The organism is Amorphus coralli DSM 19760 (genome assembly GCF_000374525.1).
Taxonomy (GTDB): Bacteria; Pseudomonadota; Alphaproteobacteria; order Rhizobiales; family Amorphaceae; genus Amorphus; species Amorphus coralli.
In genome coordinates, this window is record NZ_KB894571.1 from 620,691 (window position 1) to 644,542 (window position 23,852).

General features: G+C 67.6%; 22 protein-coding genes and 1 tRNA gene. 9 read left to right on the forward strand and 14 right to left on the reverse strand.

Going from position 1 to position 23,852, the window contains the following annotated elements; genetic code table 11:
- Positions 1–34 precede the first annotated feature (34 nt).
- From C507_RS20635 to C507_RS0107040, 3 genes are all read left to right on the forward strand, one after another.
- Complete coding sequence (locus C507_RS20635) at positions 35–1,147, forward strand: glycosyltransferase family 4 protein (protein ID WP_018698967.1); 1,113 nt, start codon at positions 35–37, stop codon at positions 1,145–1,147.
- Positions 1,144–2,292: a glycosyltransferase family protein gene (locus C507_RS0107035; RefSeq protein WP_018698968.1), complete on the forward strand. Its 1,149-nt coding sequence runs from the start codon at positions 1,144–1,146 to the stop codon at positions 2,290–2,292. The genes C507_RS20635 and C507_RS0107035 overlap by 4 nt, the downstream gene beginning before the upstream one ends.
- A 103-nt stretch (positions 2,293–2,395) precedes the next feature.
- Positions 2,396–3,049 (forward strand): polysaccharide deacetylase family protein, encoded by a 654-nt coding sequence (locus tag C507_RS0107040; protein WP_245559654.1) that lies wholly within the window; start codon positions 2,396–2,398, stop codon positions 3,047–3,049.
- Positions 3,050–3,061: 12 nt separating this feature from the next.
- On the opposite strand, the gene C507_RS0107045 is transcribed toward C507_RS0107040, so the two are convergent.
- On the reverse strand, positions 3,062–3,763 hold the full coding sequence (locus tag C507_RS0107045; RefSeq protein ID WP_018698970.1) for a metal-dependent hydrolase: 702 nt from the start codon (positions 3,761–3,763) through the stop codon (positions 3,062–3,064).
- A 185-nt stretch (positions 3,764–3,948) separates the two neighbouring features.
- Between C507_RS0107045 and ruvX the strand changes: the two genes are divergently transcribed.
- On the forward strand, positions 3,949–4,437 hold the full coding sequence (gene ruvX, locus C507_RS0107050) for a Holliday junction resolvase RuvX (RefSeq protein WP_018698971.1): 489 nt from the start codon (positions 3,949–3,951) through the stop codon (positions 4,435–4,437).
- A 164-nt stretch (positions 4,438–4,601) separates the two neighbouring features.
- On the opposite strand, the gene C507_RS0107055 is transcribed toward ruvX, so the two are convergent.
- From C507_RS0107055 to C507_RS0107070, 4 genes are all read right to left on the reverse strand, one after another.
- On the reverse strand, positions 4,602–5,294 hold the full coding sequence (locus C507_RS0107055; RefSeq protein ID WP_018698972.1) for a ZinT family metal-binding protein: 693 nt from the start codon (positions 5,292–5,294) through the stop codon (positions 4,602–4,604).
- A 55-nt stretch (positions 5,295–5,349) separates the two neighbouring features.
- Entirely contained in the window at positions 5,350–6,033 is a 684-nt protein-coding gene (locus C507_RS20640; protein WP_083923394.1) for a DUF1826 domain-containing protein, read from the reverse strand.
- Positions 6,023–7,240: a zinc metallochaperone GTPase ZigA gene (zigA, locus tag C507_RS0107065; RefSeq protein WP_018698974.1), complete on the reverse strand. Its 1,218-nt coding sequence runs from the start codon at positions 7,238–7,240 to the stop codon at positions 6,023–6,025. The genes C507_RS20640 and zigA overlap by 11 nt, the downstream gene beginning before the upstream one ends.
- Positions 7,241–7,451: 211 nt before the next feature.
- Complete coding sequence (locus C507_RS0107070) at positions 7,452–9,137, reverse strand: acyl-CoA dehydrogenase family protein (protein ID WP_018698975.1); 1,686 nt, start codon at positions 9,135–9,137, stop codon at positions 7,452–7,454.
- Positions 9,138–9,468: 331 nt separating this feature from the next.
- Between C507_RS0107070 and plsY the strand changes: the two genes are divergently transcribed.
- The 3 genes from plsY (at position 9,469) to C507_RS20645 (ending at position 12,085) form a co-directional block, all read left to right on the forward strand.
- Positions 9,469–10,083, forward strand: coding sequence for a glycerol-3-phosphate 1-O-acyltransferase PlsY (gene plsY / locus C507_RS0107075; protein ID WP_018698976.1), 615 nt, complete (start codon positions 9,469–9,471; stop codon positions 10,081–10,083).
- Positions 10,080–11,210: a DNA-processing protein DprA gene (gene dprA / locus C507_RS0107080; protein WP_018698977.1), complete on the forward strand. Its 1,131-nt coding sequence runs from the start codon at positions 10,080–10,082 to the stop codon at positions 11,208–11,210. Before plsY ends, dprA begins: the two co-directional genes overlap by 4 nt.
- 77 nt (positions 11,211–11,287) lie before the next feature.
- Entirely contained in the window at positions 11,288–12,085 is a 798-nt protein-coding gene (locus C507_RS20645) for an SDR family NAD(P)-dependent oxidoreductase (RefSeq protein WP_018698978.1), read from the forward strand.
- Between the two features lie 47 nt (positions 12,086–12,132).
- On the opposite strand, the gene C507_RS0107090 is transcribed toward C507_RS20645, so the two are convergent.
- From C507_RS0107090 to C507_RS0107100, 3 genes are all read right to left on the reverse strand, one after another.
- Positions 12,133–12,209 (reverse strand) — tRNA-His (locus tag C507_RS0107090).
- A 186-nt stretch (positions 12,210–12,395) separates the two neighbouring features.
- Complete coding sequence (locus C507_RS0107095) at positions 12,396–13,031, reverse strand: phasin (protein ID WP_156829185.1); 636 nt, start codon at positions 13,029–13,031, stop codon at positions 12,396–12,398.
- A 222-nt stretch (positions 13,032–13,253) separates the two neighbouring features.
- Entirely contained in the window at positions 13,254–13,643 is a 390-nt protein-coding gene (locus C507_RS0107100) for a phasin family protein (RefSeq protein ID WP_018698980.1), read from the reverse strand.
- Positions 13,644–13,951: 308 nt separating this feature from the next.
- Between C507_RS0107100 and C507_RS20650 the strand changes: the two genes are divergently transcribed.
- Positions 13,952–17,152, forward strand: coding sequence for a sensor histidine kinase (locus tag C507_RS20650; protein ID WP_018698981.1), 3,201 nt, complete (start codon positions 13,952–13,954; stop codon positions 17,150–17,152).
- Between the two features lie 33 nt (positions 17,153–17,185).
- On the opposite strand, the gene C507_RS0107110 is transcribed toward C507_RS20650, so the two are convergent.
- A complete protein-coding gene (locus C507_RS0107110; RefSeq protein WP_018698982.1) occupies positions 17,186–17,779 on the reverse strand; it encodes a LysE family translocator in 594 nt (197 codons plus the stop codon).
- A gap of 97 nt (positions 17,780–17,876) precedes the next feature.
- Between C507_RS0107110 and C507_RS0107115 the strand changes: the two genes are divergently transcribed.
- Positions 17,877–18,659: an AraC family transcriptional regulator gene (locus tag C507_RS0107115; RefSeq protein ID WP_040400800.1), complete on the forward strand. Its 783-nt coding sequence runs from the start codon at positions 17,877–17,879 to the stop codon at positions 18,657–18,659.
- 12 nt (positions 18,660–18,671) lie between these two features.
- Here the strand turns inward: C507_RS0107115 and C507_RS0107120 are convergent, their stop codons facing one another.
- The 5 genes from C507_RS0107120 to mutS form a co-directional block, all read right to left on the reverse strand.
- Positions 18,672–19,187: a GNAT family N-acetyltransferase gene (locus C507_RS0107120; RefSeq protein WP_018698984.1), complete on the reverse strand. Its 516-nt coding sequence runs from the start codon at positions 19,185–19,187 to the stop codon at positions 18,672–18,674.
- A gap of 31 nt (positions 19,188–19,218) precedes the next feature.
- A complete protein-coding gene (locus C507_RS0107125) occupies positions 19,219–19,839 on the reverse strand; it encodes a 2,3-bisphosphoglycerate-dependent phosphoglycerate mutase (RefSeq protein ID WP_018698985.1) in 621 nt (206 codons plus the stop codon).
- A gap of 40 nt (positions 19,840–19,879) precedes the next feature.
- Entirely contained in the window at positions 19,880–20,707 is an 828-nt protein-coding gene (gene dapB / locus C507_RS0107130; protein WP_026318921.1) for a 4-hydroxy-tetrahydrodipicolinate reductase, read from the reverse strand.
- Between the two features lie 83 nt (positions 20,708–20,790).
- A complete protein-coding gene (locus C507_RS0107135; protein WP_018698987.1) occupies positions 20,791–21,102 on the reverse strand; it encodes a DUF1330 domain-containing protein in 312 nt (103 codons plus the stop codon).
- Positions 21,099–23,825 carry a DNA mismatch repair protein MutS gene (mutS, locus tag C507_RS0107140; protein ID WP_018698988.1) on the reverse strand — a complete coding sequence of 909 codons (2,727 nt, stop codon included), beginning with the start codon at positions 23,823–23,825 and terminating at the stop codon, positions 21,099–21,101. Before mutS ends, C507_RS0107135 begins: the two co-directional genes overlap by 4 nt.
- Positions 23,826–23,852 lie beyond the last annotated feature (27 nt).

Sequence of the window (23,852 nt, forward strand, 5' to 3'; positions counted from 1 at the left end):
TTCCGGGGCGTGTCCCGCGATGGTGGGACCGGCCATGACCATCGCTCTTTATTGCCCGATGAAACCGCCGGACGACCCCGTCGCCTCCGGCGATCGGGAAATCGCGCGGCTCATCCTGCGCATTCTCGACCGGCTCGGCGAACCTGCCGACCTCGCCTCGCGGCTGGTCACCTGGCAGGCAGTGCCCGATGCGGCGCGGTTTGTGGACCTGGAAGCGGCGTCGAGGAACGAGACTGCACGCCTTGTGTCGTCGTGGCGAAGCGATGACCGGCCGTCTGCCTGGATCACCTATCACCTCTACCACAAGGCCCCCGACTGGATCGGGCCGGCGGTCACCGCTGCCCTCGGCATTCCCTACGTGGTCATCGAGGCAAGCCGGGCGGCGAAACGTGCGACGGGGCCTTGGGCGCCAGGATTCGCAGCCGCCGACAGGGCGCTTGCTGCTGCCGACGCTGTGGTCGCCATGCACGGTGCCGATCGCGAAGGGCTCAGCGAGCGGGTGGATCGGGATCGCCTGTTCGCGCTCGCTCCGTTCATCGATACCGCGCCTTTCGCCACGATCGATCGGTCGCAGCCGAGACCGAATGCGCCCGTGCGTCTGCTGGCCGCCGGCATGATGCGGCCCGGCAACAAGGAGGCCTGCTACCGGGTCCTCGCCGATGCCCTCTCGCGCATTCGCGATCTCGACTGGCATCTCACCATCGCCGGCGGCGGCGAAGCGGCCGACCGGATCCGCCCTCTCTTCGATCCCGAGCGCACCCGGTTTCTTGGCGCGGTGGACAGAGAGCGGATGCCAGCCGTTTACGCAGACGCGGACCTGTTCGTCTGGCCGGCCGTCAATGAACCCTTCGGCCTTGTCTTCCTGGAAGCGCAAGCTGCGCAGCTGGCCGTGGTCGGCGGCAACAGCCGCGGCGTGCCGGAAGTGGTCTCGGACGGGGAGACCGGCGTGCTGGTCGCTTCGGAGGATGCCGGTACTTTCGCGGATGCCGTGGCCGGCCTGATCCGCGATCCGGCCAGGCGTGCACGGTACGCCGAGGCTGCTCGCAGCACCGCAACCTCCCGCCACGATATCGCCCAGGCGGTGGCTAGCCTGGCCGACATTCTTGCGGCGGCGCGCCGCCATCACGACACGGTCCGGCCGGCATGAAAGCCCTCTTCTATGTCCAGCACCTTCTCGGCACTGGCCATGTCGTGCGCGCGGTCGCCCTGGCGCGCGCGCTGGCCACACGCGATGTCGACGTCTGCCTGGTGGTGGGCAACGCGTTGCCGGCGACGCTCGATACGCAGGGCCTGACCATTGAGCATCTGCCGTCCGTGCGCGCGGCGGATGCGACGTTCTCCCGGCTCGTCGCCGCCGACGGGCGGGAGCTGGACGACGCGCTGCGCACGGAGCGCGCCGACCGGCTGTGCGCGCTCGTGGCCGAGATGGCTCCCGATCTTTTCCTGACCGAGACCTTCCCGCTGGGGCGCAGGCAGTTTGCCTTCGAGCTGTTCCCGGCACTGGAGGTGGCAGGCGCGATGACGCGACCGCCCCTGATCGCCTGTTCCGTCCGCGATATCCTGGTGCGCAAGCAGGAGATCGCCAAGGAGCGCTGGATGGCGGAGGTGGCGCGCACCTTCTACGACGTGATCCTGGTCCACTCCGATCCCGCCTTTGTCCGCCTCGACGATTCCTTTCCCTTCGCGTCCGAAGTGGCCGACATCGTCCGCTATACCGGTTACGTCCACGCCCCGTCCGGGACCGTGCCGCCCGGCAGCGAAGGCGAGAACGAAGTGGTGGTGTCGTGTGGCGGCGGTCCGGTTGGCTACCGACTGCTGCAGACCGCGCTGGAAGCGCGCGCCCATACCAGGCGGGCAACGGGGCAGTGGCGTATCCTCGTCAGCCGGGAACATGGGGCCGAGCGGCTCGCCAAACTCCAGGGACGCGCCGGACCTGGTACCATCGTGGAGAGCGCGCGCACCGACTTCCCGGGGCTCCTGTCCCGCGCGGCCGTCTCCATCAGCCAGGCCGGCTACAACACGGTACTCGATGTCCTTTCGGCGCGCTGTCCGGCGGTGCTCGTTCCCTTCGCGGAGGAAGGCGAGACGGAGCAGATGCAGCGTGCCCAGATTCTGGCGGAGCGCGGGATCGCCACGCTTCTCAGCGAGGAGCAGTTGCACCCTGCGGAGTTGGCGGCGGCCGCCGACCGGGCTATGGCCCTCGAACCGCCGAACCTCGTGCTGAGAATCGACGGTGCAGCCTCGAGCGCCGAAATCCTGATCGATGAAACGCAGCGACGGAAAGGCTATTGAGGCGATGACCGCGACCGACTTGGCCGAAAGGCTTCGCTCCCGGCTGGATCAGGCTGGCGCCGCGGGTCGCACGCTTGCGTTCTGGTGGCGGGATGACGATGCCGTGGCGCCCACGCCCGCGCTGGACAGGCTGCTTGCGCTGGCCGAGCGGCATTCGGTGCCGCTGTCGCTCGCCGTGATCCCCGCAAACGCCGAACGCAGCCTGGCCGACCGACTGGAGCCGACAGGCGACGTGCTGGTCCTCCAGCATGGCTGGGCACACAAGAACCACGCCCCAGCGGACAGGAAATCGGCGGAACTGGGCGACGACCGGCCGCTCGAGGCCGTTCTGGACGAACTCAGCCGCGGCCACCAGCGCATGTCGCGGATGTTCGGCAGCCGCTTTCTGCCGGTGCTGGTGCCGCCCTGGAACAGGATATCGGACAGCGTGGCGGCGAAGCGGGTCGAGACCGGACTGCCCGGCCTCTCCTGCTTCAAGCGCCTCGGCACGGCCGATCGGCGGCTCGACACCCACATCGATCCCATCGCCTGGCGCTCCGGCCGGACCTTTGCCGGCTGGAGCACTCTGGCCGATGCGCTGGACGCGGAGATCGACCGCCGCGCGGACGATCCGACACCCATCGGCATCCTGACCCATCACCTCGTCCACGACGAGGCCACCTGGGCTTTCATGGAAACGCTGCTTGACGTCGCCGCAGGCCATCCGGCGGCGCGCTGGCCGCACCCGGTCGAGGCCTTCGGCTTTGTCCACACCTGACGCCAGCGGTGATCAGGCCTCGAAAGGCACCATCGGCTCGGGGACGCGCACCACCTTCGCGCCGGATCCCATCTCCTGCAGGAAGGCGTCGGCCGACTGGTCGATGATCGGAAACGTCTTGTAGTGGCAGGGAATGATTGTCTTGAACGAAAAGAACCGTGTGCAGGCGAGCGCCGCCGTGCGGGCGCCCATGGTGAAGCGGTCGCCGATCGGAACAATGCCGATCTCCGGCTGGTAGAGCTCGTTGATCAGCGCCATGTCGGAAAAGATGTCGGTGTCGCCCATATGGTAGAGGGTCGGCTGGCCTTCGGCGGTCAGGATCACGCCCAGCGGGTTGCCGAAATAGACCGACTGGCCGTCGCGGCGGACACCGGACGAGTGGTCTGCGCGCACGAAGGTGATCTTGAATGGGCCGGCATCGACCGTTCCGCCGGTGTTGCCGGGGTTGATGTTCTCGATCCCGTGCACCTCCTGCAGCCACATGCAGAGCTCGAAATTGGCGACAACCTGTGCGCCGGTTGCCTTGGCGATCTCCGGGGTGTCACCCAGGTGATCGTCGTGGCCATGGGTGAGCACGATATGGGTGACGCGCTCCCGGGCTGCCTCGACGGTCCCGGTAAAGACGGAATTGCCGGTGAGGAACGGGTCGATCAGCACGACGGCCTCGCCCATCTCGATCCGGAAGGCGGAGTGTCCAAGCCAGGTGATCTGCATTGCGGATTGCTCCCTCGTCTCGCGCCCGGACGACACAGCGCCCAGGCAAAGCGGGTGGGTCGATTGACAAGCCTGTGGGCGGCAGGGCCTCTCCCAGAAGCCGGTGGCAACGGTTATAAGCAGCCGCTTCGCCGCGGCTCAACCGGTGCCCCGGGCGACGGGCACAAGGAGACGAAGGCCAACGCATGACAGCACGCAAGGATCCGCTGCTCTCGCTCGACGACTTCCTCCTGGCCGCGCCCGGAGAAACGGCGCTGTTCGGCCTCGACCTCGGCACCAAGACCATCGGGATCGCGATCTCCGATCTCGGGCGCCGGATCGCCACCCCCCTGATCACCATCCGCCGCAAGGCGTTCAAGACGGATTCGGCGGAGCTCCTGCGGCTGGCGTCGGACCGGGAGATCGGCGGGCTCGTCCTCGGCATGCCCTTCAACATGGACGGTAGCGCGGGACCTCGCGTTCAGGCGACACGCGCTTTCGCGAAGAATCTCGCGGCGCTGACGGACCTGCCGATGCTGGCCTGGGACGAGCGGATGTCCACGGCCGCAGTGACGCGGACGCTGATCGCCGCGGACGCCTCGCGCGCCCGCCGCGCCGAACTCGTCGACAAGGTCGCCGCCGCCTACATCCTGCAAGGCGCACTCGACCGGATCGGGTCGGGTGGGCTCGACTGACCGGCCAGCCACGACCAGACCAAAGCTTCCACCAAGCTTCCGGCGCGCCTCACGCCGCGTTGGCCCGCGCGAAGAGAGGAAGCGCGTCAGCCAGATCGCGGTACCGGACGAGACCGAAGCGCTCGCGCTCGGCAATCTCGGCCGGTACCGCGCCATTCGACCGCTCAGTGCGCCATCATCTCGCGGGCGATCTGATCCGCTGTCAGCGACGACGGATAGTAGGTCGGCCAGTTGGTCACCTCTTCCAGCAAGGCTGCGCGGTCATTGCCCCAGTAAAGGTGGTAGTGATCGGCGCGCGCAGGAGCGATACGGTGGTCGCTGAACTGGATGAACTCGGGAGCGGCGGCGGCGCCGTCGACCTTCTCGAAGATAAAACGCACGCCGCGATTGCCGGCCTTGTAGGTCAGGATTTCGTACCCATCGCTCTCGTACCGGCCGCTGATCGGCTCGCCGTTCTCGTAGAACGTGACGGCGTCGCCCTCGATGGTGATCCGCTCCACGTCGGTCCGGTAGCCGGTGTCGTAGTACGCGCGATATTCGTCGGCCGTCTTGTCGCCGTGCTCCGCCTTGTGCGCCATGACGGCATCGAGGTTGCCGGCCTTCAGATGCTCGTAGACCGACTGCCAATCGCCCTCCCAATCCGAGAGCGATCGCGCGCTGATCTGGCTGTCTTCGAAATATCCCTTGTAGATGCGCTCCGACCCGTGATCGTGGCTGTGTGCGTGGTCACCATGGTCGTGGGCCTGCACGCTCTTGTCCTGGGTGCCTCCGGCCGCATCCGCAAACCCCTGCGGGGCTGCCGCCAGCAGGGCGCCGAGCGCGAGGGCGCCGAGACGCCTGACGATACGAGACTTCATTGCTTGCTCTTTCCAGTTGTGGATGACACCGGCCCAATGCCGGCATTTCACTCGTCTACTGCGCCCGACCTGCAGACCCTGGTGCCCGCAGACTCTGCGGGGCTTGCCAATCCCGCATGTCGTCAATCGCCAGGAATAGGCGCACCGCGTCCGTCCCCCGCACCGGAGGCGAGCGGTGCAGGACCGCAGGGGCGTCAGGGCTGGCGTTCCTGCTACCGCGCAGGATGCCGACCGCGCCGCGCTCAAGCCGCCTGCAGGCGGAGTCGTCCTCAAGCCTGCCGTCCACCACGAGATGGGAATCACGCGGCGAGACCCATTGCGTCCCGTCTCCGCGATAGGTCGTGACGAGGCGATGGGTGACCCGGTCCGTGTGAAAGCGGCGGCAGGCGTCGTCGTCGATGACTTCCATCCGCAGCGCGAGCACCGGGGCGTCGGTCAATTCGGTGAACAGGCGCGCCAGAAAGGACACGTCATCGCGCAGCCAGGCTTCGAGCCATGGCTGCCAACGGCGCAGATCTGCCAGACCCTGACGCAGCGCGGCATCGATCGCTTCGAGGTCGCCGTCCGCCCGCATCTCCGGCAGGATCTCGGACGGAACCTCGTCGATGGCACGCGCAATCACCGGATCAAGCGTTCGCGCCAGGAGTGTAATGGGGCCCGATCGATCCAGCGTGTTCGCCAGCGGGCCGGCAACGGGCGGTTTCGGCGTCGAGCGGGAGGGAAATGTCTCAGGCCGCATCGGCCCGCCGCCATGCCGGGAAGGGATCGGGCAGATCGCGATAGCGTGCAGGGTCGAAGCCCTCGCTCTCGCTAATGTCGACCAGGCAATCGTCGAGCGCCGCGCGTATGGCCGCCTCGTTCATGGCATTGCCGATGAAGACGAGTTCCTGACGGCGGTCGCCCCACACCGGCGCCCAGCGCTGGTGCAGCATCTCCTGCCATTCCGGATGGGCCGGCCAGCGCTCCTTGGGCACGGCGGCCCACCAGTAGCCCATGGCCTCGGTTCGCACGATGGAGCCCGCCAGGCTGAAATCGGCGACCCAGGCAGGACGCGTGGCCAGCCAGAACAGCCCCTTCGCGCGGATCAGGCCCGACCAGGTGCGCGCCGTGAAGTCGGCGAATTTCTGCGGATGGAACGGACGGCGGGCGCGATACACGAAGCTTGAGACGCCATACTCCTCGGTCTCCGGCGTGTGGTCGGAAAAGCCGTAGAGTTCCTTGAACCAGAGCGGATGTTCATGGGCGCGCTCGAAATCGAAACGCCCGGTATCGAGCACGTCCGCAAGGGGAACGCGGGCGAAGTCCGTCTCGATCAGATGCGCATCGACGTTGAGCGCCTTGATCACCGCCCGCACGGCGGCCCGGCCGTCCGCGTCCAGCTCGGATATCTTGTTGGCGACGATGACGTCGGCGAATTCGATCTGGTCGACGAGGAGGTCGACGATAGAGCGATCGTCCGCCTCGCCTGCTGTCTCGCCGCGATCGCGCAGGAAATCGTGGCTGGCATAGTCGCGGAGCAGGTTCGCCGCGTCGACGACCGTGACCATCGTGTCGAGGCGCGCCACATCGGAGAGCGAGCGGCCATTCTCGTCGCGAAACTCGAAGGTGGCGGCGACCGGCAGCGGCTCGGCGATACCCGTCCCCTCGATGAGCAGATAGTCGAAGGCTCCGTCGACGGCGAGGCGCCTGACCTCCATGAGGAGATCCTCGCGCAGCGTGCAGCAGATGCAGCCGTTGGTCATCTCCACCAGCCGCTCGTCGGTTCGCGACAGGTCGGCACCGCCACCGCGCACGAGATCGGCGTCGATGTTCACCTCGCTCATGTCATTGACGATGACGGCGACGCGGCGCTCCTCGCGATTGTTGAGGATGTGATTGAGAAGCGTCGTCTTCCCGGCACCGAGGAAGCCGGACAGGACGGTGACGGGCAGGTGCGGGTCGGGCATCGGGCTCCCTCGATATGCAATGTTATAACATAACATTTTCCTAGCAGCGACCGAGCCCGCCGGCAAGCCGGCAGTGCAAGCCACCCACAGCGGGGATCAACCGCGCGATCCAAAGACCGTATCTGCACTTCGGCGAAGGCGGGCCGGCGCGCTACGCCGTGTCGTCAGGGAAAACGGCGCTGCCGCTCGCCCTGCACGCCCGGCCCTCGGATCACAGATCCGGGACGATGAAGTCGATGAGCGCAGTGGCGTCGTAGCGGGTTTCGAGCGTGCCGTAGGAGCCGCGCCAGGGAGCCCGGATCCGGGCCGCCAGGAAGGCATCGGAGACGACCCGGGGGGCGTGACGGCGCAAGGCGGCCGCCGCCGCCAGGAGTGCGAGCCGTTCGGTATGGACCCGAAGCGTCCCTTCTTCCGGGTCGCCGTCGCAGAGGGCCGCTCTCAGCGCATTGATTTCCGGTCCGACGCTTTCGCCGAGGTCGTCGCCTATGGCGGCCAGGACCTCCTCGATCGCCTCCGGCATGCGCTGGGCAACGCGCATCACGTCGAGGCACATGACGTTGCCCGATCCTTCCCAGATCGCGTTGACCGGCGCCTCGCGATAGAGCCGCGGCAGCGCCGACTCCTCGACGTAGCCGTTGCCGCCGAGGCATTCCATCGCCTCGTAGGCGACGCGCGGCGCTGACTTGCAGATCCAGTATTTCGCCACCGGCGTGATCAGCCGCGCGTAGGTCTGCTCGAGATCGCTGTCGACCGCCTTGTCGTAGGATTCCGCCAGCCGCATGGAGAGCGCCGTCGCGCCGGCCGCGTCGAGCGCCATGTCGGCGAGGACCCGCTGCATCAGCGGCTGCTCGATGAGCCGCTTCTCGAACACGGACCGATAGCGCGCGTGGTGCACCGCCTCCGAGACAGCGGCGCGCATGAGACCGGCGGACGCCACCGCGCAGTCCAGCCGGGTCAGCGTGACCATCTCAAGGATGGTGCGCAATCCCCTGCCCTCGTCGCCCACCAGGAAGCCCGTCGCGCCGGTGAACTCGGCCTCGGAAGAGGCATTGGAGCGGTTGCCGAGCTTGTCCTTCAAGCGTTGGAACGCGATGGCGTTGATGGTGCCGTCCGGCCTCCAGCGCGGCACCAGAAAGCAGCTCAGCCCCTGCGCCGCCTGGGCAAGAACCAGGAACGCGTCGGACATGGGGGCCGACAGGAACCATTTGTGACCGATCAGCCGGTAGGCTTCGTCGGCGGAACTCCACTCCGCGACGGTGCGGTTGGCGCGCACGTCGGTACCGCCCTGCTTCTCCGTCATGCCCATGCCGAGCGTTGCCCCCGCCTTCTCGCCGGCGGGCAGGAACCGGTAGTCGTAGCGGCGCGAGCAGACAGCGGGCAGCCAGTCCTCGAAGAGGTCGCCCGAGGTGGCCAGAGCCGCCAGCGAGGCATTGGTCATGGTGAGCGGGCAGAGATGGCCGCACTCCGTCTGGGCAGCGAGATAGAAGCGGGCCGCGCGCTGACGGTGCTGGCGGCCGGCTTGGCCGTCGGGTTCCTCCCAGATCGAGGCATGCAGCCCGGCCGCCACGCCCCGGCTCATGAGGGCGTGGTAGGCGGGGTGATACTCGACAACGTCCAGCCGGCGACCGGTGCGGTCGTGGGTGCGCAGGACCGGCGTGTTATCGTTGGCGAGCCGGGCGAAGTCCCGCGCATCCGCCGATCCCCAGTAGGCTCCCGCCCGATAGAGCTCGTCCTCCAGCTCTGGTTCGAGGACCTCCTCCAGCATGGCAAGCAGGATGGGATCGCCGTCGAACAGGTTGCAACCGTCGGAGGGCGGCACCTGGTTGGTGATCCGGTGCGTTTCGAAGGGATCGAGCCAGTCCGCGTCGCCAGTATGCGAATCCGATGGGGTCGTCATCTCGGTCGGCTCCTTTGCGCCGGCCCGGGCGGCGCGGTTCAGGCGCGCGATCTCAGGCGCGATTCGACGAATCGGGGAGCGATGCTAAGGCCCCGCCCCCTAAGCAATGCTGAACGCGGGCGTCGCTCGATCCATCCATGCGAGCGGCCATGCGGCCGGCAGGCAACAGCAACGCAATGGATGCAGGCGCCTGCCGCCCGGATACGCCCGCGCAGGCCGACAGAGGCGCCATGCGGTCGGCCCTTACCTCATCATCAGCTATTTTCACCGCATCGGAAAAGGCTCTAGGGTCGTTCGCGCTCGTCGCACAGCAAGCTCCGAGGACGCTTTTATGCCCGACCCGATCAGCTGGTCCGTTGCGCTGCCTTCGTTTCTCGCCGCCTTTGCCTTCGGCTACCTGCTTGGCTCCATTCCCTTCGGCGTCATCCTCACGCGGCTGGCGGGAGCCGGAGACCTGCGCACGATCGGCTCAGGCAACATCGGCGCGACCAACGTTCTGCGCACCGGACGCAAGGGGCTCGCCGCCCTCACCCTCCTCGGCGATGCCGGCAAGGGTGCCGTTGCGGTCCTGGTCGCCGCCCACTGGGGCCCGGACCTCGTGGTGCTGGCGGCCCTCGGCGCCTTCCTCGGTCATCTCTTTCCCGTGTGGGTCGGTTTCCGTGGAGGCAAGGGGGTGGCGACCTATCTCGGCATCCTGATTGCCGTTACCTGGCCCGCAGCCCTGATCTTCGCCGCCGTGTGGCTAGCGATGGCGTTTCTCTTCCGCTACTCGTCGCTGGCCGCACTCATTGCAAGCCTAGCGACCGTGGTCTTCCTGTTTGCCTTTTCCCGCACCCAGTGGGCGGAGCTCTTCACGGTCCTGACGGTCCTGTCCTGGGCCAAGCACTGGCAGAATATCGGCCGCCTCCTGAACGGCACCGAAAGCAAGATCGGCCAGAAGACATGACCGGCGACCCGCCTTCGGCCGTGCGATTGACGGCGGAGCAGCGCATTGCTTGGCTCCGCCTCATCCGGTCGGAGCGGGTCGGTCCCACCACTTTCCGCGAACTCCTCAACCACTACGGATCCGCCGCAGCGGCGGTCGAGGCCATCCCCGACCTCTCCCGGCGCGGGGGAGCCGCACGCGGCATACGCATCGCTTCCAGGGAGGACGCGGAAGCGGAGTTGGAGGCGACGGAAGCCATCGGCGCCCGCATCGTCGCCATCGGAGAGCCCGGCTATCCTGTGCACCTGCGCCACGTCGATGCGCCGCCGCCCATCGTTTCCATTCTCGGCGGCGATGAGATCTGTGCGCGTCCCGCTGCGGCCATTGTCGGCGCCCGCAATGCGTCCCTTGCCGGTCGCAAGCTTGCCCGCCGGATTGCGACCGATCTCGGCGAGGCCGGCTTCGCCATCATATCCGGGCTGGCACGCGGCATCGACGCCGCTGCTCACGAAGCGTCCCTCAGGACGGGGACCGCAGCCGTTCTGGCCGGCGGGCTGGACCGGATCTACCCACCGGAACACGGCCCGCTCCTGCAGTCGATCGTCGATCAGGGCGGCATCGCCGTCACCGAGATGCCGATCGGGTGGGCCGCCCGTGCCCAGGACTTTCCCAGGCGCAACCGGCTGATTTCCGGTATGAGCCTCGGCGTCGTGGTCATTGAGGCCGCACGACGATCCGGCTCTCTGCACACCGCACGCTTTGCCAGCGAGCAGGGTCGCGACGTCTTCGCGGTTCCCGGCTCTCCCCTCGACCCGAGGGCAGAAGGGTGCAACCATCTCATCCGGGAAGGCGCCACGCTGATCACCGGCGCGGCCGATGTGATCGAGGCTCTCGGACCGTTGCTCGACCGTCCGCACGCGCCGCCGCCGAGACTGGAGGACCCCATGGCGCACGGCGATCCCGTACCGGAGGCCGACGACAGCGCCCGTTCGGCGATCGTCGAGGCCCTCAGCCCGACGCCCACTTCGGTGGACGAGATCATCCGCGAGACGGGGCTTTCGCCAGCCGTGGTTCAGCTTGTTCTGCTGGAGCTCGATCTTGCCGGGCGCCTGACCCGCCACGGAGGCGGTGCGGTCTCGATCGTCTGATCCGAGGTTGGGGAGGGCGAAGCCCGGCGGCTGCCCTATATGTGTGGCCTGGGGAGCTTCGAGACGAGGAGACCGCCGTGTATCGCCGTTCCGACCGCACCTACAAGTGTGCCTTGATTACCGGTGCCTCCCGTGGGCTCGGCAGGGCCTATGCCCAGGGACTGTCTCCCGAGACAAGGATTCTGCTGACCGGGCGCGACGAGGCCGCGCTCGGCGAGGCGGCCGGGATGCTGCAAGCCGAGGGCCGGGACGTGGAGGTGATCACCGCGGATCTTGCCACGGCCGATGGCCGCGATAGCGTCATCCGGCGTGCGGAGGCGGAAGGCATAGATCTGCTCGTCAACAATGCCGGGATCGGAACCTACGGCGCTTTCATGGACGCACCGATGGAGCGCCACGAGGCAGTGATATCCGTGAACATCACGGCCGTCCTTGCCCTCACCCACGCCCTCGTCCCGACACTTGTCGCCAGTGCGGAGGCGCAGCGCCGACGCGCGGCGCTCATCACGATCTCGTCCAGCCTGGCATTCGTGCCCGTCCCGCAGTTCGCGACCTATGCCGCCAGCAAGGCCTTCATCCTGTCGTTCGGCGAGGCGCTGGCAGCGGAACTGGCCGGCGAACCGCTCGACGTCCTGACGGTCTGTCCCGGGCCGACCCGGACGGAGTTCGGTCAGAATGCCGGGTATGAGGGAGGCGACCTGCCCGGCGCCATCGCCCCGGAGCGCGTCGTGGAGGCCACCTACGGCGCCATCGGCCGGCAGCGCACGCTGGTCATCGATCCGTTGTCGAAAGTCGCCTTCGGGCCCGCGGCGTTCGCCCGCAACGCCATCAGCGAGGTCGTGAACCGGGCCGGGCGCCTGCGCACCGGCTCATGATCATCCCGCCTGTGCGGATGTCAGAGCCGTCTATGGTGGGAAGGGAGTGGTACCGCCTCCCCGGTTTGAACGGGGGACCTCTGGATCCACAATCCAGCGCTCTAACCAACTGAGCTAAGGCGGCACGAACGGAGCGGCACCCTAAGTTCAACGAAACCGATTTGCAAGCCGGTGGAAAGCACGATCCACCGCCGCGAAAATGCGGGTTGGGCGCCTGGCAATCGCGTCGACGAGCAAGGTCTTCCGAAGACGAGAAAGGCGCGCCGGAAGCACCGACGCGCCTTCAGAGTCGAGGGTGAAGAGAGGCGCGTTACGCGACCTTCATCTTCTCCTGGGTCTTTTCCCAGATGTCCTTGACCGGAGCGGAGCTCTCGGACGCCACCTTGGTGGCCAGCTCCTGCATGTCCTTCACCTGCGCGGTGAAGGTCTCGAACTGCTCGCGAGCAAACTTGGTCTGCAGCTCGACAGCGTCGGACATCGACTTCGCAGCGACGATTTCCTTGGCGAAGGAAAAAGCGCGGTCGGTGTTCGACTGGGCGTTCTCGATCGCCTTCATGTTCAGGTCGACGAAGCCTTTGCGGGCGTTCTCGTAAGCGTCTTCCATCATGTCAGTGGCCTCCTCAGCCGCATTCTTGAAAGATTCGTAGTTTTTCTTGGCTCGCTCCACGCCGAGCTCGGCCATTTCGCGAACCGTTTCCGGAATCTCGAGCTTCTCGCTGGAAAAGCCCGGGAAAGGCGTGACGTTGCCCGGAAGCTCCGTTTCAGCTGCCTCGACCGCCGCCTCGGTGGCCTGTTCGGCCATCTCGGTGGCTTCGGCCGCCGTTTCCGTCACGGTTTCGGCAGCCGTCTCGGCCGCGTTCGCGGCATCGGGCTTGGACACTGGTTTTCTAGCCATTTGATTCTCAGTCCCTTCAATCTGCGCGCCGACTCGGTCGTCGAGCCGCACGATTGACAAAGCCTGTGACTTTGCGGCTCCCGGTACGCAATCCTAGGTCGCTACTCACGAACCCGGCAGCCCATTGGGCGACACACCCCATATAGGCCACCGCCCTTCGCGATGCAACAATTTTTTTGCAGTGCAGCAAAACCAAGTCGAGCACCACATTCGGCCGGCTTGCCCGCCGGCCGGCCCCGTGGTGTCAGCCCGTTGAACTCTGGCCGTCGGGCGTCAGCCCTTGGTGGCCTTCTGGCCCACGTCGCTGGCCGTCTTGGCCGCAGTGTCGCCGATCTCGCGGGTCTGCTCGCCGAAGGCCGACATGCGCTTGGTCATGAACTCCGACTGGAGCTTCATGATCTCTTCCATGTCCTTCGCCCGCGCCATCTTCTCGGCGAAGTCGAAGGCCGCGGAGATGTTCTCTTCCGCGTAAGTCAGCATCTTCTTGTTGATGTCGGCGGCACCCGCCTGCACCTGCTGGGTGGAGCCCTCGACCGAGGTGACGGTCGTCTGGGCGACCTTCATGAAGTCCTCGATCGCCTTGCGGGCCTGGGTAACGCTCTGCTCGGCATAGGTCCGGAGCTGATCCGGCACCTCGAACTGGCTGTTCAGCTTGTCGTTCATCGCGAACCCTCCCGTTTGCACGCTCGTCACCGACTTCCGGTGCAGCAAAGAACCCATAAAAATGTGAACCCAGTAAGAATGGACCGGGTTCCGGCTCGACGGGTTGAAAGTCTTGCATGAAGTCTGCTGCACCGCAACGACGGCACGACCGGCATTAACCCTCGCGAGCAAAGACCGGCGCGACGGCGTCGCATCCGGTGGACCCCGCTCGCAACGCTTTGTATTAACGCGAAATTAGCCGGAAACGGGCACTTTCCGACCGGAGCAACAGCGGGCCAGATGGACGGGGAGCCTGTCACGTCCTTCCCATGAACGAAGCGTTCGAAACCTTTCTTCGACTGTGCACGCACGCCGAGATCGGCGGAGCGACACGCGAAGTGCGTCCGATCGTCGTCGTGGACCCGGCGCGGGAGAAGGTGGTCTGGGCCAACGCGTCGGGCGCCCGCCTGTGCGACCATGCCACGGCGTGGGAGATGGTGACCACGCCGTCCCGCCGCGCCGCGCGCCTTGCCCGCGACCTGGCTCGACATGTGGCCCTCAGGGGCCCCGAGCAACGCTCCACGCTGGTCCGCATCCGGATCGGAACGGAGATCCTCGTGCTGCAGTGCCTGGTGCACGCCATCGACGCGGGCGAGCACGGTGAGCCGGTCGCCTTCACTCTGGTAGCTGCCCCGGCAAGCCTGTCCTTGCGCGCCCGCGATCCGCTGGCAGCCTTCGCGCGCTTCGTGGGCGGAGATGGTGCTTCGGTGGTCGATGCCAGTGGCGCGTTGGTCGCCAGGTCCGGAAGCGACTGGTACCCCCGACAGGCTGGTGGCCGCTCGATTGCGCTGGGAAATCTCGGCTTATATCTGCGCCTGACGGAGCCGCCCTCCGCATGGGCAGGGGCGCCGGAGCCCGTTCCGACCATGACAGAGGCAGGCGGGGTTTCGCGGCAGAACTGGCCCGCCGCGACCGGCACCTCCGCCCCCCGCACGCCGAAAGACACGCCGGAAGAGACGATGGCCGATATCCGCCCCCCGCTGGACGCGGTCCACCTCTCCCGATGCCAGGCGCCGGCGGCGACGGATCTCGGCGCGAAGGCCGTGGATACGCCCACCTTCGACACGATGGAGACCATTGAGCTGCGCGCCCGCGCCGATGGTGAGGACCAGGCGGAAGAGCCCACGACGATGGACGATGAGAACGACGTCGCCCGGACGGGCGAAGCGGAACCGGCCGCAGCCGAGACGCCCGCTGCGCGTCCCATCCGCTTCACCTGGCAGACCGACGGCGACGATCGGCTGACCTATCTCTCGCCCGAGTTCGGCGGCGTCTTCGGCGAGACCGAGCGACTTCTCGGCCTGCCCTGGAAAGACTTGTCGAGCACCTACGACCTCGATCCGGAGGGTGCGTTCGCGTTCGCGCTATCAGAGCGCGCCGCGTGGAGCGGAACCACCATCTACTGGCCGAGCGCGCGCCATGGCGGGCGGGTGCCCATAGACCTCGCCGGGCTCGCCATCGAAAGTCGCGACCGGGAGTTCGTCGGGTTCCGCGGCTTCGGCCTGATCCGGACCGGCGACACGGTTGCCGAAGCCGTGAAAGAGCCGACTGCCCTACCCGCCGCCCCCCGCCTTTCAGCGGTCGAGGCATCGTCACCGGCCCACCCAGCCCCGCCGCTGCGCGCCGATCCACCGACCAATGTCGTGCGCATGCCGGGCCGGGACGGGCCAGCCATGGACAACCGGCATCTTTCCCGTCCCGAGCGCGAAGCCTTCCGCCTGATCGCGGCAGCTTTGGGTGCCCGCTACGAGGGCGACGACGACGAACCGGCAGCCTACAGGCCGGCGGAGCCGGCACCGCTGCACACGGTGCCTGCCCGTGGTGCCGTGGCACCCGAGCCGGCCCCGCCTTCCCGTCCGGCCACCGCACCCGCCCCCCTCACGCGCAGCCGGTCTTGGCAGCGTCGGAGCGACGCCGACCCGATGCCGTCGGCATTCGCCGGTCCAGAGCGCCCCCAGCCGGACACCCGCCTGCTCGACCGCCTGCCGGTGGCGCTGCTGGTCTCCCAACACGACCGTCTGGTGCACGCCAACAAGGCCGCGCTGAAGCTGCTCGGTCACCGCACCCTGTCAGCGCTGATCCGGGCAGGCGGGCTGACTGCCGTCTTCGCGGACGACGAGGACGAACCTGACGCGCCGGAGGGCACGGTGCACCTCGGTCACGCCGACGGGCACGCCATTCCGGCGGAGGTCCGGCTTCATTCCGTGCCATGGGGCGACGAGCGCGCGCTTCTGGTACTCTTGCGGGCTTCGCCCGCCGGCGAGAGCCCCCGGGAGGACCGCGCCATGAGCGACGAGACCGATACCGGACCGGGGCGGGACGCCTCCGTCCCCGATACCGGAAACACCGCAGGCGACGCCCCATCCGGCGAGGCGCCGGCCGTTGCGAGCGTTCTCGACGCAATTCCGGATGCCGTGTTCGTGCTGGATGCCGACCGCCGCATCCTGATCGCCAACGGCGGCGCCGAGGCCATCTTCAACCGCACGGCGTCTGCGTTCCGGGGCATGCGGCTCGACCATCTTCTTGCCGAGGAGGACAGCGCCGCGGTCCAGGCTCTTTTCGCCGACCTGGCCGTCGGACACGATGCCTCCCGACCGCTGGTGCTCGACGAAGTCGTCGGCCTCTGCCGCGAGCGCGGGCGCGTTCCGCTGGCTTTGTCGCTCGGCCGCGTGGGCGATACGGAGCGCGCCTGTGTGGTGCTGCGCGATGTCGGCCGCTGGAAGACGGCAGAGGCGCGCTTTTCCGAAGCGACCCGGGCGGCGGAGGCCGCGAATGCCCAGAAGTCGGAGATGCTCGCGCGGATCAGCCACGAGATCCGTACGCCGCTCAACGCCATCCTCGGATTCGCCGACGTGATGCTGGCGGAGAAGCTCGGCCCGCTGGGCAACGACCGCTACCGGGACTATCTGCGCGACATCTCGATCTCGGGACACCACATCCTGAGCCTCGTCAACGACCTGCTCGACCTGTCGAAGATCGAGGCCGGCAAGCTCGATCTCTCGTTCGAGCCGGTGTCGATCAACGATGTCGCGCGCGACTGCGCCAACATCATGGAGCCGCAGGCCCACACAGAGCGCGTGGCTATCCGCACGCGGCTGCAGGCGGATCTGCCGCGTATCCTGGCCGACAGCCGGTCGCTGCGGCAGATCACGCTCAACCTCCTGTCCAACGCCATCAAGTTCAACCGGTCCGGCGGGGAAGTCTCTCTCGCCACATTCGCAGACGAGGCCGGTGCGGTGATCCTGCGGGTCAGCGACACCGGACCTGGCATGTCGGCCGATGACCTGCAGGCGGCAATGGAGCCTTTCCGCCGTGTTGGCCAGACCGACAAGAGCGGCACAGGTCTTGGCCTGCCGCTGACCAAGGCACTGGCGGAGGCAAACCGCGCAACCTTCCAGATCCGCTCCGAACCCGGCCAGGGCACTGTGGTCGACATCGTGTTTCCCGCGCCTCGGGTGATTGCCGCCTGAGACAATCCTGGACCAGTCGGGCACCCGCCGGGCTCACAGGGCCATCACCGCCACCGACGCCACAAGCAGCACCGCAAAGGCGACGTTGACGATCCGGCCCCAGCGCGGCGAGGAAAGCACCCGCGTAAACGCGGAGCCGAGCGCCAGCCAGGCCGGATTGACGAGTGCGATGAGCGCCACCACCACACCGATCCGCAGGGCCACGTAGGCGGCCGTACCGCCGCCCAGGCTGGCCGTCGAGCCGTAGATCGCACCGAAGGCCGCGTAGGCCTTGGGGTTGGCGACTGCCAGCAGGAACCCAGCTGCGAAGGATGGCGCCCGACGCCCGGCATCGCGCGCTGCGGCCACGGGGGCGGTCGCGATCCGGTAGGCCAGATACAGAATGTAGGCGCCGGCCAGCGTCATGAGCACGGGCAGCGCACCTGGAACCGCGATGAGCATGCCGGTGACCCCGGAGGCCATTACAAGGAGCACCGTTACCGCCCCGACGCTCAGGCCGGCGACGTAGCGCGCGCCATCACGCACGCCGAAGGCCGATCCAACGGCCGCCGCCGACAGCGTGTTCGGTCCCGGGCTTCCCATCAGGGGCAGGGCAACAGACACTATCACCAGCACCGCCTCGAGCATGTCCAACCTCCGGTCAACGAACGCCATGCTAGCGCGAACGGGAGGGACGCTCTTGAACGATCCTGACACACGCCGCCACCTCGCGATGCGGGGCCGGATGAGGTTCGGCGGCAGCGCCTGCGGCATCGAGCGGGCCGAGATCGGCCTCGCCGGCGAGGCCTACGCGCCGCACCGCCACGACACTTACGCGCTCGGCATGACGCTCTCCGGCGTGCAGGCGTTCCGCTACCGCGGCTCCTCCCGCACGTCCCTCTCCGGCAACGTCTTCGTACTTCACCCGGACGAACTCCATGACGGCCATCCGGGGACTGAGACCGGGCTTGTCTACTCCGCGCTCTACGTCGCGCCGCACCGGATCGCCGAGGCCCTCGGCGGCCGGATGCCGTTCGTGCCCGACCCGGTAAGCGCCGATCCGCGGCTGGCCGCCGCGATGCGGCTCGCCATGACCGACTTCGACACGCCAATTTCCGAGATGCAGGCAACGGAGATCGACACCTCCCTCGCCGATGCGCTGGCGGCGTTGGCCGGCCCGGACACGTCGGCTGCGCGATCTGTCGACATACAGGCGATCGAGCGGGTGGTATCGCTGATCGACGCCGCGCCGACGGAGGACTTTTCGATCGAGACGCTGGAGCGGCTGAGCGGGCTGGAGCGCTGGACGCTCTACCGCCAGTTTCGCGGCGTGCACGGCGTCAGTCCGTACCGCTACGTCAAGATGCGCCGCCTCGACCGCGTCCGGGCGTTGATCCGATCGGGACTGGGCCTGGCCGAGGCCGCTCTGGAGGCGGGCTTTTCCGACCAAAGCCATCTCACGCGGCAGTTCAAGGACACGTATGGCTTCGCGCCGGGACGATGGCGGCGCATGCTCACCGCCGACTGAACAGGCTCCCGCTCAGATCGCCTTCCAGAAGAAGATCGTGTCGCAGAAGGTGCCGTCGGGATAGCTGGAATAGCCGGGGATGACGCCGCCCGGACGCCAGCCATGGCGCACACAAAGACGCTCCGCATCGCTGCCGGCGGCAACCTCGACCGACAGCAGCGTTCGTCCGTGCAGCGCGGCTTCCACCTCGGCACGCCGCAGAAGCGCACCGCCGGCTCCCATGCCGCGATGCTCCGGCGCGACCATGAGCTTCATCAGCTCGGCCCTATGTGCCTCGCTCGCCGGCATTTTCAGGGTGACCTGGATTGCGCCGACGAGGCCGTGTTCGCGGGAGTGGTTGACCAAGAGCTTGAACCGCCGGGCCTCGACCTGCGTCGCCACCTCGTCCCAGTAGTCCATCGCCTCGCGCAGCCCGAAGGGAAGCACAAAGCCGATCGCCGCGCCGGCTTCCACGCAGTCGACGAGGATCCGGCCGAGCGCCTTGCGGTGCTCGCGGATCCCGTCGGCATCAAGCGCGCGGACCGCCATCGCTCATGTCCTGGACCCGACGGCCTCGCACCTAGGCCGCGAGATCCTTCTTCTCGGCCACGGAACCGTCCTCGTTGAGGCGGTAGATGATCGGCACGCCGGTTGCGAGTTCGCGCTGCACGATCTCCTCGCCCGACAGACCCTCCAGGTCCATGATGAGCGCGCGCAGCGAGTTGCCGTGGGCTGCAACCAGGACCCGCTCGCCGCCGAGCACCTTCGGCTTGATCGTGTCCTCGTAATAGGGGAGCACGCGCGCCGCCGTGTCCTTGAGGCTCTCCCCGCCGGGAGGCGGCACATCGAACGAGCGGCGCCACACATGGACCTGCTCCTCGCCGAAACGGGCGCGGGCATCGTCCTTGTTGAGGCCGGTCAGGTCACCGTAGTCGCGCTCGTTGAGCTTCTGGTCCTTCACCACCGAAAGGTCGGCCTGGCCCAGCTCATCGAGAATGATGGACAACGTGTCCTGGGCGCGCTTGAGGTCCGAGGTGTACGCGATGTCGAACGAGTAGCCGAGACCCTTCAGCGCCTTGCCCGCCTTGTGCGCCTCTGCCACACCCTGTTCGGTCAGCGCCACGTCGTGCCAGCCGGTGAAGAGGTTCTTGAGGTTCCACTCGCTCTGACCGTGGCGAACCAGCACAAGAAGACGGTCCATAGTCTACTCCTGACAATGATGAAGCGGCGCGCGCCCGGGCTCAGTCGTTGAGGCCCAGGACATCCGCCATGGAATAGAGGCCCGGCCCGCGGCCATGGGCCCACAGAGCGGCCTTCACGGCGCCCCGAGCAAAGATCGTGCGGTCCTCGGCAATGTGTGAGAGCACGACACGCTCGCCCTCGCCTGCAAAGATGACGTTGTGCTCGCCGATGACGGTGCCGCCGCGAAGGGTTGCGAAGCCGATGGCGCCGGTTTCGCGGGCACCGGTCTCGCCTTCGCGGGCATAGACGGCACGCTCGTCCAGCGGCACGTTGCGGCCGGCGGCGGCGGCCTTACCGAGCAGCAGAGCGGTGCCAGACGGCGCGTCGATCTTGCGCCGGTGGTGCATCTCCAGCACCTCGATGTCGAAGTCCTCGCCAAGTGCCCGGGCCGCCTTCTCAACGAGGCCGGCCACGAGATTGACGCCCAGGCTCATGTTGCCGGACTTCACGATGGCGATCGTTTCGGCCGCCTTCTCGATGGCCGCATCCCCGGACGAGGCGAGGCCGGTCGTGCCGATGACGTGAGCGATGCCGGCTTCGGCGGCCAGCTCTGCAAAGGCCACCGTTGCGGCAGGAAGGGTGAAGTCGAGAACGCCGTCCGCCTCGGCGAAGGCCGCGGCCGGATCGTCGGTCACGGCGACGCCGAGCGGCGCGAGGCCCGCCAGTGTGCCGGCGTCGTCGCCAATCTCCGGGGCACCGGCGCGCTCGACGGCAGCGGAAAGTTCCGCCCCCGGCATCTCGCTGACGGCACGGATCAGGACGCGCCCCATCCGGCCGGCTGCTCCGACGACGACAAGTCGCATCGTGCCCATTGTATCCTCACCCATCGCCGCCGGGGCGGCGTCCCGTCGAAGGTCTTGAGCCGCCTTCTATCGCATGGACCACGTCGGGGGCAACGCGGCGGCGGGCCTCAGCCGCCGCCAGGCTGTGGTCCGTCGTAGCCCTCGACGACGACGAGGTCGATCAGCGACGCATCCTTCCGCAGCGTGCGGGCCGCCTGGTAATCCGCCGAATGCCAGCAGTCGAGCGCCGCCTGGTAGGTGGGGAACTCGATGACGACGTTGCGCTCGCGCGCGTCGCCCTCCAGCAGTTCGGAGGGCCCCGCCCGGACCAGGAAGCGGGCGCCATAATCGGCGAACGCCTTTGCATTCGCCTCCGTATAGCGCTTGTAGGCTTCCGAATCGGAGATGGAGACCCGGCCGATCCAGTATCCCTTGCTCATTCCATATCCTCCTCGGTGCGCGCCGCTGCCTTCAGCCGGTAGAGAGCGTCCAGCGCTTCGCGCGGGCTCATATCGTCGGGGTGAATGACGGAGAGCGCGGTCCTGAGCGGATCCTCCACCGGGGTGGCGTGCGTTGTGGGAGCGGCCTGCACGGTGGCTGAAAAGAGCGGCAGGTCATCGACCAGATCGGCACGATCCGACTTGCGATCGCTGGCTTCGAGCTGGTTCAGCACGTCGCGCGCCCGCGCAACAACCGCCTTGGGCAGGCCGGCCAGCTTGGCCACCTGGATGCCGTAGGAGCGGTCGGCGGCACCTGCAACCACCTCGTGCAAGAAGACCACGTCGCCCTTCCACTCCTTTACCCGCATGGTGACGTTGGCGCAATGTTCCAGCCGATCGGCGAGCGCGGTCAGCTCGTGATAATGGGTGGCGAACAGCGCGCGCGACCGGTTCACCTCGTGCAGGTGTTCGATCGCCGCCCAGGCGATGGAGAGGCCGTCATAGGTCGCCGTTCCGCGACCGATCTCGTCGAGGATCACCAGCGAGCGCGGCCCGGCCTGGTTCAGGATCGCAGCCGTCTCCACCATCTCCACCATGAAGGTAGAACGTCCGCGCGCCAGGTCGTCGGCCGCGCCGACGCGGCTGAACAGGCGGTCGACGACGCCGATCTCAGCCCTGACGGCTGGGACATAGGATCCCGCCTGGGCGAGGATCGCGATCAGCGCATTCTGGCGCAGGAAGGTCGACTTACCTCCCATGTTCGGGCCGGTGACGAGCACGATCCGCCCGGCGTCGCCGGCAACGGGCGAGAGGTCGCAGTCGTTGGCGACGAACGGATCGGCAGCGGCCTCGGCGAGCGCCTGCTCCACCACCGGATGACGGCCGCCCTCGATGCAGAAGCGCTGCGAGGTGTCGACAAGCGGGCGCGCGTAGCGCTGGTCCACCGCGAGTTCGGCCAGCGCGGTCGCGACGTCGAGCCTGGCAAGGCCGTCTGCCGCCTGCTTGAGTAGATCGGCCGCGGCAATGACCGCCTCCCGAAGCTGGGCGAAGATCCGCGACTCGACGGCGAGCGCCCGGTCAGCGGCATTGGCGATGGCGGATTCCAGCTCCGCGAGTTCGACAGTCGTGAAACGCATCGCCCCGGCCATGGTCTGGCGATGACGGAACTTGGAATTCCCCGTCGCCACCTCGGCCATCAGCTTGTCGGCGTGCAGCGCCGTCACTTCGACGAACCAGCCTAGCACCGCATTGTGCTTGATCTTCAGTGACTTGACACCGGTTTCCTCGGCGTAGGTCGCCTGCAGCGAAGCAATGACCCGCCGACTCTCGTCGCGCAGGGTCCGCGCCTCGTCGAGATCGGCGTCGACCCCCTTGCGAACGAACCCGCCGTCACGCCCGATGAGTGGCAGCTCGTCCTCCAGGCAACGGTCGAGGTCATCGAGGAGATCAGCCGGAAGCCGGTCCAGCGCCTCCCGCACGCCGGCAATCTCGGCGGGCAGTGGAGACTCGGCTTGGACAAGATCGCCGAGCACCGAGCGGGCGGTCGACAACCCTTCCCGGATCGCACCGAGATCGCGTGGGCCGCCCCGGTCTAGCGCCAACCGCGACAGCGCGCGGGGCATGTCCGGCGCGCCGGAGAGCCGAGCGCGCAGGTCGATGCGCATCCGCTCCTCCACGAGGAAGAAGCCGACCGCATCCAGCCGTGCGCCGATTCGCTCGGGGTCCGTCAGCGGGCTGGACAAACGCTCCGCAAGCAGCCGGCTGCCGGCGCCCGTGACGGTGCGGTCGACGGCAGCAAGCAGCGCGCCCTTGCGCTCGCCGGACAGCGTGCGGGTCAGTTCGAGGTTGGCGCGCGTCGCCGGATCGATGGCGAGCGTCGCGGCAACCGCATCGCGCACCGGCGGATCCAGCGGCGGACGTACGCCGATCTGCGTCTTCTCGACGTAGGCGAGCGCAGCGCCGGCCGCGGCGATCTCGGCGCGGGAGAACGTGCCGAAGGCATCGAGCGTGGCAACGGAAAAGTAGCGGGTGATGCGCTCATCGGCAATCGTGCCGTCGAACAGCGCCCTGGCAACCGGGGTGACTGAGCCGCGCGCATAGGAGAGTGCAAGCGCAACGTCGGGCTCGTCGGCAACCTGCTCCGCCACGACGATCTCGCTGGGGTCGATGCGGGCGATCTCGCCGGAGAGCGCCGGCCCGGTCGTCTCACAGACCCGAAACGCGCCCGTTGAAATGTCGATCCAGGCGATCCCGTAGGCGGGTTCACCGTTGCCGGCTCCCGACTTCACCCGCGAGAGGGCCAAAAGGTGATTGGCGCGACCGGCCTCGAGCAGGGTCTCTTCCGTCAGCGTGCCCGGCGTCACCAGCCGGATCACGTCGCGCTTCACCACCGACTTGGAGCCGCGCTTCTTCGCCTCCGCCGGGTCTTCCGTCTGCTCGCAGACGGCAACGCGATGGCCCAACGCGATCAGCTTCTGAAGATAGTCGTCGGCGGCGTGGATCGGCACACCGCACATGGGAATATCTTCGCCGAGGTGCTTTCCCCGCTTGGTGAGCGTGATGCCGAGCGCACGCGCCGCGACGGCCGCATCATCGAAGAACAGCTCGTAGAAATCGCCCATACGGTAGAACAGCAGGCAGTCGGGGTTCGCCGCCTTGATCTCGATATACTGTTCCATCATCGGCGTCGGCCGACTGGCGGCCGGGCTTGCCTCAGCGTCCATGCATGTCCCCTTCCATGGCCGCTCCGG